This window comes from Phytomonospora sp. NPDC050363 (assembly GCF_040655735.1).
Taxonomy (GTDB): domain Bacteria; phylum Actinomycetota; class Actinomycetes; order Mycobacteriales; family Micromonosporaceae; genus Phytomonospora.
Genome location: NZ_JBFAKK010000007.1, coordinates 16,038 through 27,196, shown reverse-complemented (window position 1 = coordinate 27,196; position 11,159 = coordinate 16,038). Strand labels below are relative to the sequence as shown.

Here is an 11,159-nt window from a genome sequence, read left to right as displayed (position 1 = left end):
GGAGCACGGGCGCAGCCGGGCGTTTGCGGACCTCGCACTACTCCCGGCGGGGTTGCGATCCTCGCCCGTCGCGGAGCACGGGCGCAGCGGTGACGTCCTGCGCCGCCGCGGTCGCCGCTGCGGGTTGCGATCCTCGCCCGTCGCGGAGCACGGGCGCAGCGGCTCGGCGACGGTGGGCACCCCTCGCCGACCAATGTTGCGATCCTCGCCCGTCGCGGAGCACGGGCGCAGCGCCATGGGCGGTGTGTCCCGGCAAGCCGCCCGCGAGTTGCGATCCTCGCCCGTCGCGGAGCACGGGCGCAGCAGTCGCCGAGTGAAAGAGGTCCCGTGGACATACAGTTGCGATCCTCGCCCGTCGCGGAGCACGGGCGCAGCTTGAGCTGGTCGAGCACCTCGACCCAGCCGCCCTGTTGCGATCCTCGCCCGTCGCGGAGCACGGGCGCAGCGACACGTCGAAGACGTCGGTGGCGACCTGCTCGGCGTTGCGATCCTCGCCCGTCGCGGAGCACGGGCGCAGCGGTTGCTGAACTGGGCTCCTACCCAATTCAGGTGCATGACAAGTCTGCACCACTGCCCATATTGACTAGTTTCACGACCTTTGAAGGTTGAGAACCCTCTGCGTGTCGCATGCCCACTTGGGGTTCCGAAGCGTCTTCGGCATGCCCGTCACATGAACTACGAGGTGATCGGTTGGCACCGATTGAAGTCCCTGCCCGGAGCCGAAAAAGGCATCGTCGTGTTCGCCTCACCGGAGCACCCGGGGCTTTGAACTTGCCCAGGCGGGCCGGAAACCTGGTGCATGCCTGGACGGCCGAGCGCGAACTACTATGCGTCCGCCGCCGGCAGCCAACCATGCGGCGTTTCTGTCGTGAAGTAGGCGCACGTCACCAGCGCCACACCCCTAAACCGACCACCTATGGCCGGGTCCGCAAAAGGCGCACCGGATCAAGGCACGCCTTCTGGCTTGGGGGTCATGCTCAGCCGCTGTGGCTGGCAGCTCGCAGGTTCGAGAGAAACCCAATCCATTCACCGTGAGACCGGGACCGGCGAGGTCAACCTCGATGCTTCGAGGAACTACAACACCGATAGGTAAAGGGCGCAGCCCGCCGGGTGCCACGGAGGGTCGCAGACGCCGGCGCCGGCTCGGGACGCAAGTTAGGAGACGGGATCCGCCCGACGTTCGGGGAGGGGGAGAGTGTCGGTGCGACCCTCGCCGTCCGAGCGAAGGGGCTGACGTCTAGGCGGCGTTCTCGGTATGCCGCAGGAGTGCCATGCCCGCGTTGGCGAGGTCGTTGAGGTGGGGTCGCCGCGTGTCGTGGGCGGCGAGCCATGTCCACATGCCGATGGCTTGGGTGGTGATGGCATGGAGGGTGTGGTCGGGCAGGTGGGCGGCTGGTGTGGTGGTGTGAAGCCAAGCGTGGGCCTGTTGGGGGGTATGTCCGGCTTCGATGAGGCGGATGGCGAGCATGACGGCGTCCCACCAGGGTGGGGCGGTGCGTGCCCAGGCCCAGTCGACCACTCGGATCGTGTGCCCGTTGGTGAGCATGTTGAGGGAGTGGAGGTCGGTGTGCGCGAGGTGGTGGCCGTCGAGGAGCGCGAGCCGGTCTTCTTCGGTACGTGCCGCCGGGTCAAGGAGAGCCGCGACGGCGGGTTGCAGGCCACCGGGCGGCTCGGCGAACAGGCGACGCCAGGGTGAAGCCCGGCGCCACTGCTCGGCAAGGTCGGGGACGCCCCCGGTGGGCACTGCGGCGGTCGCCTCATGGAGGTGGTCGACGAGTTCGGTGAGCACAGTGAGTCCGGTGCCGCCGGGGGCGAGGTCGGCGTGGCTTCCAGGCAGGTGCTCGAAGAGCAGGACCCGCCAGCCGTCGGCTTCGATGTCACCGAGGAGGGACGGCGCCAGCGCGCCGAGTAGGGGCGTGATCGCGGCTTCCTGCCCGAGCATCCGCGCCAGTCGCGTGTCTTGGGTACTGACGGCTTTGCAGAAGACTTTCTGCGTGCCGGCGGTGATGGTGCCGGTGTAGCCGGAGTGGACGCCGGCGTCGATGCGGGCGGCCTCGATGCCGGCACCGCCGAACCATCCCGACAGGACAGCACGGAGTACTGGATCGAGGCCGCTTCTTGTCGCCTTGATCAAATCCTGTGCCTACTTCGGGTTGGGCGGGGGGTCGTTGGAGCAGCCATTGTGGCACTGGGAGCACTTCTGAGCGCCCTCGACGCGCCACAGCTGGCGGTCGACGCGGTACCCGGCGGCGCTGATCGCTGCGGCGGATCGGTCGAGGACGGTCTGCACATCCCCACCGTCACCGCCGTCGTCATCGTGGGGAACGTGGTGAATGAACCGCCCGGCGACGCGCTGGCAGAACTCGGCGTAGTCGCGGGTGTGGAGGACCATTGCGTGCCAGCCGATGTCGACCGCCAGCGACGGCGACAGTGGCGCGGCCGTGGTCGCGCAGGCGGCGAGGAACGCCGCGGCCTGGTCGATGATCCTGTCGGCCATGTCTGCGTCGAGGTGGTATTCGCTCATAATCCGGCGAGATAGCCGCTCCACAGCCTGTGGAGCAAGTAGCCCGTGGCCCCGTTTGAGTTCTTGAATGGCGTCCATGTCCTCTACTTCCTTTCGTTGGCTTGTTCCAGCGAACTTTGCTGGCAAGTCCCAGAACTGGAGTTCTTTCACGATGTGCACGGAAATCGCATGTTCTGCCAACGACCTTGGGCGATGAGGCGCCCGGTGCGCGGCGTCGAGTGCTTCGACTGACATGCCCCCGGAGCGGCGGACTTCCACGAGGCCCCTGAGCCTGGGTGATCTTCTCGCGGAGCAGGTTCACGTGGTCGAACGGCAAGCCATTCTACGAAGCCTGCGATCTGCTGTAACGACTCGGTGAGACTCATGGTGCCTCCCGTGCGGCGTGTGGGTTGCTCGCCAGCACTCCGCCGAGTGCCGCTCCGGCTCCAGGAAAACCCTTCGCTCGCTCAAGCGCCATACGTCCAATGCGGACCACACAGCTGTCCGCATTGGAAGGCCGCAGAAGCCCAGCTCCCGCGTGAGACAGCGCACAATGACAGGGAATGTGTCTGACACCCAGAGGTGACTCCGATGAGGGGACAAGCGCCCAAGGCGCTCACGCCGGTTGCGTCTCCGCTCCACTTCTTCGGAGCCGAGGTTCGTCGCTTCCGTACGGCCCGAGGCTGGTCGACCTACGAGCTCGGTCGACGACTTCATCAAAGCGGGGACCTCGTCCGCAAGATCGAGGTCGCTGAAAAGGCGCCGGCTCACGGCGACTTCGTCAAGGAATGTGATGACGTCCTCGAAGCCCGAGGCGCACTTCTGCGGATGTGGCCGCTGATCAACCGCGAACGCAAGACCCGCGCGCGAAACCCGTCGACCACGGATCAGTTCCATCCCGCAGCAGACGACCGGGCGGTGCTCGACTGGCTGCTCACCGATCCAGAGCCCGCACGCATCCCCCAGGATTCGATCGCCGCCGGCAACGCCGCGGCGCAACTGGTTATCCTCCGCCAGATCGACCATCTTCAGGGCGCGGGACGCACCTACTCTCACGTCACCGGGTACCTATCGCGCGACCTATCCGCCTTGACAGGAGTCGCGCCCGAAGTCGCCATCGGGTACCTCGAGCTTGCCGGTTACGAAGCGGTCGATCTCGGCTCCGATGGGCGAGCACAACGCCACTACCTCGATGCGCTGCGGATCGCGACTGTGACCGGAGACCGGCTCTACGGCGGATACATCGTCGGCGTCAGCCTCGCGCACTTGGCGCTGCACTGCGGCGACCCTCGCCACGCTGCTCGGTTGTCGATGGCAGCTCTACGTGGAATCGAGGCCGAGTCCAGTCCGGCTCTTCGAGCGGCCTGCCGGACGGTTCTCGCGCGCGCCCATGCGCGGCTTGGCGACGAGCGGGCCTGCACGGCGGCACTGCGCGAAGTCGAGGGAGACCTGTCTCGTAGCAACCCGACACTCGAACCCCCGTGGATCAGGTACTTCGGCCATGCCGACCTCGCCGACGAAATGGCGCACGCCTGGTTCGACCTCGGTCGGCACGGGCAAGCGCATCGCGAAGCCGTCACCTCGATATCGCTTTTGGAGCCATCCCGAGTGCGCCGGTTGGCGATGGAGAATGCCCTAGCGGCGGCGGCGCTGGCTCGTTCGGCACAGATCGAGGAAGGATGCCATGTTGCCCGGGAGGCGATCGTCCATGCCTCCAAAACCGCGTCGTTTCGCAGCCTGCACCGCGTCACCATGATGCTCGCTGAGTTTCATCCCTACGGCGACACGTCAGCGGTGAAGGACTTGCGCGAGTTTGCCGACGTCACTCTCGATCAGCCTGCTGTTGAGATGTGAGAACCCGTTCATAGGCAGCTAGTTCGGCTTCCAGAGCTGCACGTTCCACGTTCGTCCCCGACAGATAGTGCCCCACCCCAGGTAGCGGGAGATAGCCACTCAGCAGGCCGCGCTCGTTGAGTGCCGTCGCCAGGGAACGAGTGTCTTCGGCCGGCGCCACGTGGTCGGCGAGCCCGTGGATCAGCAGCACCGGGCGGCAAATGGCGGCAGGGTCGACGTTGGCGGAGTCATGAGAAAGCGTCGCCGCATGCGCGCGCTGAAACCGTGGGGCCGTGAGTGTCCAAGTCCGAGGATCCACAATGGCCGATCGCGCCACGGCGAGCGCAAAAGGTGTGTCACGCCTGGCCACTGCGCGGAGCGCTGTGTATCCGCCCGCGCTCGATCCACTGACGAATACCGTCTCGGGGTCGGCGACGTCGGACTTGATCAGGGCATCGGCGGCGCTGATACAGTCCGCGACGTCGAGCTCGCCCCACTGGCCGTTGAGACTCGTTCGGAACGCGCGTCCGTATCCGGTGCTCCCGTGATAATCCACATCGGCCACGGCGAACCCTCGTCTCGTGAAGTACTGAATCTCCGGATCTAGGCGCGTTTCCGCCTGATGGGTCGGGCCGGGATGGGCACGCACAATCAACGGGCGCCGCCCTGAGCCGTGTTCGCCGCTCGGTCTGTACAGCAGGAGCGTGACGGACTGGCCCGAGGAATCAATCGTCAGGATCTCGGGCAATGACACGTCCGCCGCCGATGACGGATCGCCGCGGATGATCATCGGTGGGTTATCGCTTTCGACCTCGACCAGGATGATCTGCTGCTTCTCTTGAGATGTCGCCGCGATCAAAGCCAACGTCCCGTTCAGCTCGACCAGATACGGCTTGAACGACGTGTACGGCAACGGCAGGGTTCGTATTGACGCGTCGGGTTCTCTCACGACGAGGTGCTGATCGGGCCCGTTCCGTGCGAGCAGCGCAATCCGGCCGGACGCGAGGTGGGCCACGCTGCGGTAGCCGAGTTCCCATAGTGCGTCGGTGCACTCGGCGCCCATTGGGGCGATGGCCTCGATGCCGTCCCTCGCTGTGCGGTAGAGGTTCCACCAGCCCGAACGATCTGACATGAGGTACAGCCGTCCATCGGGACCCCACGACGGCTGTGTGGCCGCTTCTCCCGCGCCCCCTGCGATGCAGGTGGAGCGCTCCGGTCTTTCGATGGTCGCGGTCCATACCTCAGCGTGATCCCAGGGCATCGCATCCGAGGGCCATTCGACCCAGGCAACGCGCCCCTCCTGCAGGGTCGGCGAGGCGATGAAAGCCGCCCGACGCAGAACCGTTAGAGCGAAGCTGCGTGCATCGATGGAAACGAGTTCGTCCCCGGCAGAGCCTTCACGTACCGCCAGCAGTAGACCGTCCGCGAAGCAGAGATCGCCGTACTGCCAGGAGCCGGAGGTGATCCGCCGGTCACCGAGCCAGATCTGGCCATCGGCTCCTGAGACCCACCAAACGCCCAGATGACTAGGCGTGAACACGCCACCCCCGTAGGCGTGCATTTCACTGCCGACACCGTAGGCGACCTGAGTGATGCCCGCCGAAGGCGACCACCGCATCACCCTGCTGCCGTCGTCATCGGATCGTGATTCCACCCAGAACAGGCACCTGCCATATGAGGTCAAGCCGTCGAAAGACGCTGACACGTCGGCGGCGTGATCGTCGCTAGAACCCGTCATGCCCCCATCCGATCACAAACTGAGAGTGGTTCCGATGCGAGGAAGCGGCAGCAGCCTCGGCGGTCCGTGATCAAGCCAATGCGGACCATCCACCTGTCCGCATGAACTACCTGTTCAGGGCCGGTCCCGGCCGTCAGGCTGGACACCTGTCACCGATCGAAGGCCACGGTCTGGGAAGCCCGTGCGACTGGCGCCAGGACGTCGAGCAAGTGCCCGACAAGTCGATCGATGGCCGCAACGTCAGCGCAGTCGAACCGTAGAAGGGAGCGGCCCCGCCCAGGTCTGGAAACCGCGGGGGCGCTGCCGACAGCACGGAAGGAGTACTCCTGTGTCGAAGAGCGTGCTTGTGACGCCACCGAGGCGTCCACACCAATCATCGGCCTCACCACACCGTGCGTCTCATGTGTGGGTGGTGAGGTTGCGTGCCACGGTGGTTGCCGCCGTGCTCGGCTCGGTCCCGATCGGGGCGTGGGTCTACTCGGAGCAGCGTCCGGAGATGCTGTTCACGGTGGTCCTCCTGGCCAGCTTCCTGGTGGTGGTGGGTTATCGCGGGGCGCGAGCGATCCTGGGACCCCGCAATGAGTGCCGACGTGGACTGGTCTGCGGTCGCCAAGATGCACGGGGGCGACGGTGGCGGTGGGTGTTCGTGCGGCGTGGATGCCTGCCGTGTGCTGGCGCAGGTCGAGCGTCAGCGCCGCGAGTCCATGCTGCCCGGGCCGCCGCCCCGCGTGCGGTCATTCGAGTCGGTGTTCGCGCCCGGTGAGGTCGAGCGATGAAGGACTCGATCGAGTACGGCCGGTTCGCTCGATCGAACGGCAACGAGTACGTCGTGCGCGGGGAACCCAATATCGCTGGATTCCGGATCTACCGGGACCAAGGCAACGGCAACGGTTATCTGCTGGGCTCGGTGAGCGATCCGGAAGCGGAGATGCCCGAGCTCAAAGTGGACGGCGGTCGGCTGCTCACCGTGGGTGCGGCGCAGGAGTGCCTGAAGCAGGCCCTCGAAGTGTGGTTTCGCGCCATGGATGGTGAGCCATGACGGCCGATCGTGGCGGCGAGGCCGTCGACTGGGATCGGCTTCCCGGCTGCGGTGTTCATGGTGGGCGGCGGTGCTTCCCGTCGGAGAGCTTCGCGCGGTTGGTCGCTGAGCCCTACGTCGTGACGTACTGCTGGTTTCGGGCCTCCTGGCATATCGCACCTCGTGCCGATAGCCGGTCTGTCCACATACCTCGGCCGCGAAGCGCCGCCTAGCCCTTCCTTGATCTCCCCGGCGCGACGTGCACCGCGTTGCCGCCGCGCCGGGTGACCTTCCCCGGGCGTGCTTCCCCATGCCCAGGTTCATGAGCAAGGAGTGAACTTTTGAGCACCACCAGCACGATCACTGCCATCCGATACCCGCACACGACCACCAGTTCCGGCCCCTTCGGGTTCTGCGGCCTGCCCGGCGAGCCGGTGATGTGGGTGTCGCGGGTCGACCCGCCCAAGCGCGACATCGGCACCATCCGTCTCATCGGCGGCGAGTGGACTTTCACACCGGCCGGGGACGTTCACCTCCCCTTGCACATCCGCGTGGCCCTCGAAGTGGCCGCACGCAAGCGTTACGAGCGGAGCGTGGCCCGGTGAAGGTCGTCGAAGAGGTGACCGTGATCGGTGCGACGGTCTTGTGTGGCGAGTTGCTGGAGGTGTCGGGGCGTGCCGGCGACCTTGAGGCGTTGTGGGTGCGCCGGGCCTGGCCCGAACCCTGCCGCGAGTACGGATCCGTCCGATTCCCGTTGAGTCAGCACCCCCGCCACAGTGCCTCGATGTGGACCTCGGACTGGTCGACCCAAATGCGCGGCGAGCTGGGAGGCCGGGCTGCGGCGGTCTATGCCGAGTGGATCGCCGCCGGCTGCCCCGACCGGTCCCCGCCCAGCAAGCCCGAGCCGGATGCATATAGCCCGGACTGGAGCAGGCGATGACCTCCCCGGCCGCTACTAGGCCCCGTCCGCCGGGCAGCCACTATTCCCACACTTATCGACTGGTCGGCAGTCTGCTGGGTGCAGCGTTCGGGGCCCGGAAGAACCCCGCTGCGGCGCGGATCTTCCTCGATGACCTCTTGACGCAGCTCGCCGAGGTAGGTGTGACACCTACGCCAAGTCTTCTGCCGGTCGTTCACGCCGCGGTGGCCGAGCGCGCGATCGTCCTGTCGGTGCGGGAGATGCAGGTTCTTCGCCGGATAGGTGAAGGCAGGTCGAACACCGAGATCAGCCGCGACCTGTTCGTCTCCGTAGAGACCGTGAAGGCGCACGCCAGCAAGCTCTTCCGCAAGCTCGGCGCACGCGACCGGACCCAAGCCGTGGCCATCGCATTCCGCCAAGGCCTCCTGACCTGACCCCCGGCGGGGACCAGACAGCAGCCTTCCGAGCCGCCGCCCGACACCGCTCCCCGCCACGGGCCCCGCCCGCCGCCCCCTCAGGCACACACCAGCGGACGGGCAGGGCCACACCCCCAGCACTACCAAGCTCGGCGGCCTGGTTCATCCCGAGCAAGAGGTTCGCTCAACCGGGCCGTCACCCAAGGAAGGAATCACATGTTAAGCCAGCAAAAAGGACTACCCGGCAGTGTCCGGCGAGGACTGACGTTCCTCGTCGCGATGCTCCTGGCCGCAGCGGGCATGGTCGTGCCCGCAAGCCGGCGCGGCGCCGACGCTTCCGCAGGCCGTGGTGGCCGCTTCCATCGACGGCTGGATGTCATGCCTGGCCACCAAGGGCTACCCGATCACACCCGCCAACGACGACCCCGGCGCCTACTGGCTGGCCCTGCGCAACCTCGTCACCGAGAAGTTCCCGGACGATCCCAACGACCCCGCCTTCACCGAAGCCGCCGAGCACGAGAAGGCCGTAGCCGCCGCCGACGGCGCCTGCCGCAAGGGCCTGTCCGACCACGCCATGGGCCTACTCGCCGCACCCTTGGCGCAGTTCAAAACCACCCACGCCGAACTGCTGACCAACATCAGCACTGAATGGGCGGCCATCACCACCGAAGCCGAAACCCTCACCTAACCCCGCGACACAGCCGCCGGTCGGACAGCCGCCGACCGGCAGCCCCCTTCACCCCTCACCCCTCGTTCGGCGGACCACCCTGTGTTCGAAGTGTCCACAAAGGACAAGCGTCAGCGTGTCGATGACGCCGGCGAGGCTCTGGCACTCGTCGAACTGCTGATTGAGCGGACCGCCGATGATGACGTTCCCGCTCTCGTCGAGATATCCAGCCACCGCGACGCCACCCGTCCGGTGTTGACCGTCGGCCGAGCCGGGGCGTACGCCGTGGCCTGGCACGACCGGACCTATCGCGCCGTGAGCACCATGGGCGAAGCAGCCGAGACCCCCGCGACGTTCATTGCGCCTGACGGGCAGTTCATCTGGCAGACGGCCGGTGATGTGACGCTCACGCCGAAGCGTCTGGTCGATCTGGTGGATGCATACCTGTCCGAACCGGGCGGCTTCCGCCCAGACATCGCCGGGATCGACTGGGAAGAATCACCCCCGGTCCAGGGCCGAGCACCAGTGTGGCTTCCACCGCTCAACCAGCCTGACGCGACCGCACCAGCACTGCGTCTGCTCGCCGCCCGCGCAGCCGGCCTCGCCACCGCGCTGACCGGGTTCGGCGATCCCGTAAGCGAGGCCGCCGTTCCGATGCTCGATGACCTCCGGGCGCTCCTCGATCACCACGCCGCCCACATCGAACAACGAAGCCCGGCACACCGATCCCTTCTGCGTCCCGCCGTGCTACTGGCACTGCTGTTCCCCGTAGGGACCGGCACCGCACTGATGATCATCGGTCAACTGCCCTGGTGGCCCGGCCTGCTGATCACCTGTGCTGGGGCCGGCGCCGCGGGGCTCCTCGCGCTGCTGGCCCACATCGACCAACCCACTATGACGATCGCGCCCATCGTTCCGGCCCTGCCCACCTCGACAACGGACGCCTCCGTTCGATCCTTGCGGACCATGGCCGGCATCTACGCCAGGAAACTCAGCGACCTGCTCACCGACCTCGCCGACCTCCAAGAACGCGCCAGCTCTGGCATGCCCGAGCTAGCCCACGCACTCGACGCACCGCTCACCCCACTCATGCCCATCCCCGGACGCCTGACCTCATGGGCCGACCGCCTCTAACCCCCAGTTCGGAGACCCGATGACCATCCCCCAAGCCCCATGGCGCGATGTCGCCCTCAACAGCCTCGACCACACCAAACTCGCCCTCGACTCCGCCGCACAACACACCGAACTAGCCACCGACGCCCTCACCCGGATCCTCGCCGGCGCCGATGACCTCGGCGCCGCCGACACCACCGCGATCGCCCGGCGAGCATCCGCCGCCCACGCCGACATCCTCGCCTTCACCGACGCCGCCAGCGCCGCATACGTCGACGCCGTCACCGCACTCGAACTCCTCCTGCCACCCGACCAGCGCATCCGCACCAACGCCCTCGAAACCAACCAGGGGCCCGCGCATGTCGATGACTGAAGCGGCCCTGGCCGCCACCACCCAAGCGGTCCAGAAGGCAGCCGACGCGGCCCAGGCGTGCCACGACGCTCACGGGCCACTCGACGAACTGCGCTCCACCGTCGAGACCATCGGGAACAGCCAGTGGACGACGCAGGCCAATCAGGTTCAAGAGCTAGTCATCGAGGCGACGTCGATGCTGAGGGAAGTCGACGTCAAGCTGCGCGAGGCCGAGTCAAACCTTCATGCGCTGCGCGGCGGCTGAGTGGTGCTCGACCTGCTCTTCGACTATCGCACCATGCTGGGCACCGTGATCCTGGCTGGGCTGTACGCGGTGCACTGCCTGATCTGGCCGTTCAAACCATGCCGCACCTGCCGCGGAGCACCCAAGAACCGTGGACCGTTCAGCCAGGCATACAAGCTCTGCCGACGCTGCAAAGGACGCGGTGGCCGCATCCGAACTGGACGAAAACTCCTCGCCCGCCTCGGCATCGACCTGCCCGCCGACTAGCCCGACTCCACAGCTAACCCCCGGTTGCCGCCACGATCATGATCGTGGCGGCGAACCGGGGGGTGGCCGCGCGGGGGGAGAACGGGCGC

14 protein-coding genes, 1 pseudogene and 1 CRISPR repeat array are annotated in these 11,159 nt (G+C 66.8%); of the genes and pseudogenes, 12 read left to right on the top strand and 3 right to left on the bottom strand.

Annotation, left to right across the window (positions count from 1 at the left end; translation table 11 throughout):
• Positions 1-51: 51 nt before the first annotated feature.
• A CRISPR array of direct repeats spans positions 52-518; the repeat unit is 37 nt; unit sequence GTTGCGATCCTCGCCCGTCGCGGAGCACGGGCGCAGC.
• Positions 519-1,237: 719 nt separating this feature from the next.
• The gene (locus AB0I28_RS19790) at positions 1,238-2,134 is read right to left on the bottom strand and encodes a hypothetical protein (RefSeq protein ID WP_357495219.1); all 897 of its coding nucleotides are present in this window, start codon (positions 2,132-2,134) and stop codon (positions 1,238-1,240) included.
• Between the two features lie 9 nt (positions 2,135-2,143).
• Complete coding sequence (locus AB0I28_RS19785; RefSeq protein ID WP_357495217.1) at positions 2,144-2,524, bottom strand: hypothetical protein; 381 nt, start codon at positions 2,522-2,524, stop codon at positions 2,144-2,146.
• Between the two features lie 570 nt (positions 2,525-3,094).
• Here AB0I28_RS19785 and AB0I28_RS19780 point away from each other — a divergent pair.
• A complete protein-coding gene (locus AB0I28_RS19780) occupies positions 3,095-4,357 on the top strand; it encodes a helix-turn-helix transcriptional regulator (protein ID WP_357495215.1) in 1,263 nt (420 codons plus the stop codon).
• On the opposite strand, the gene AB0I28_RS19775 is transcribed toward AB0I28_RS19780, so the two are convergent.
• Positions 4,326-5,990 (bottom strand): prolyl oligopeptidase family serine peptidase, encoded by a 1,665-nt coding sequence (locus AB0I28_RS19775; RefSeq protein ID WP_357495213.1) that lies wholly within the window; start codon positions 5,988-5,990, stop codon positions 4,326-4,328. The genes AB0I28_RS19780 and AB0I28_RS19775 overlap by 32 nt on opposite strands.
• A gap of 185 nt (positions 5,991-6,175) precedes the next feature.
• Here AB0I28_RS19775 and AB0I28_RS19770 point away from each other — a divergent pair, with 185 nt between their 5' ends.
• The 11 genes and pseudogenes from AB0I28_RS19770 to AB0I28_RS19720 all read left to right on the top strand — a co-directional run bounded on the left by AB0I28_RS19770 (position 6,176) and on the right by AB0I28_RS19720 (position 11,070).
• Entirely contained in the window at positions 6,176-6,334 is a 159-nt protein-coding gene (locus tag AB0I28_RS19770) for a hypothetical protein (protein WP_357495211.1), read from the top strand.
• 318 nt (positions 6,335-6,652) lie between these two features.
• The gene (locus AB0I28_RS19765; protein ID WP_357495209.1) at positions 6,653-6,850 is read left to right on the top strand and encodes a hypothetical protein; all 198 of its coding nucleotides are present in this window, start codon (positions 6,653-6,655) and stop codon (positions 6,848-6,850) included.
• Positions 6,847-7,113 carry a hypothetical protein gene (locus tag AB0I28_RS19760; protein WP_357495207.1) on the top strand — a complete coding sequence of 89 codons (267 nt, stop codon included), beginning with the start codon at positions 6,847-6,849 and terminating at the stop codon, positions 7,111-7,113. Before AB0I28_RS19765 ends, AB0I28_RS19760 begins: the two co-directional genes overlap by 4 nt.
• Positions 7,114-7,433: 320 nt before the next feature.
• Positions 7,434-7,697, top strand: a complete 264-nt coding sequence (locus AB0I28_RS19755) for a hypothetical protein (RefSeq protein WP_357495205.1) — start codon at positions 7,434-7,436, stop codon at positions 7,695-7,697.
• On the top strand, positions 7,694-8,032 hold the full coding sequence (locus AB0I28_RS19750) for a hypothetical protein (protein ID WP_357495203.1): 339 nt from the start codon (positions 7,694-7,696) through the stop codon (positions 8,030-8,032). The genes AB0I28_RS19755 and AB0I28_RS19750 overlap by 4 nt, the downstream gene beginning before the upstream one ends.
• A gap of 215 nt (positions 8,033-8,247) precedes the next feature.
• Positions 8,248-8,445 (top strand): annotated as a pseudogene (locus AB0I28_RS19745) (LuxR C-terminal-related transcriptional regulator); the annotation flags it as partial.
• 331 nt (positions 8,446-8,776) lie between these two features.
• Positions 8,777-9,115 carry a hypothetical protein gene (locus AB0I28_RS19740; protein WP_357495202.1) on the top strand — a complete coding sequence of 113 codons (339 nt, stop codon included), beginning with the start codon at positions 8,777-8,779 and terminating at the stop codon, positions 9,113-9,115.
• Between the two features lie 81 nt (positions 9,116-9,196).
• Positions 9,197-10,228, top strand: coding sequence for a hypothetical protein (locus AB0I28_RS19735; protein WP_357495200.1), 1,032 nt, complete (start codon positions 9,197-9,199; stop codon positions 10,226-10,228).
• 19 nt (positions 10,229-10,247) lie between these two features.
• Positions 10,248-10,580, top strand: coding sequence for a hypothetical protein (locus AB0I28_RS19730; RefSeq protein ID WP_357495198.1), 333 nt, complete (start codon positions 10,248-10,250; stop codon positions 10,578-10,580).
• On the top strand, positions 10,567-10,824 hold the full coding sequence (locus AB0I28_RS19725; RefSeq protein ID WP_357495196.1) for a hypothetical protein: 258 nt from the start codon (positions 10,567-10,569) through the stop codon (positions 10,822-10,824). The genes AB0I28_RS19730 and AB0I28_RS19725 overlap by 14 nt, the downstream gene beginning before the upstream one ends.
• A complete protein-coding gene (locus tag AB0I28_RS19720; protein WP_357495194.1) occupies positions 10,825-11,070 on the top strand; it encodes a hypothetical protein in 246 nt (81 codons plus the stop codon).
• Positions 11,071-11,159: the final 89 nt, after the last annotated feature.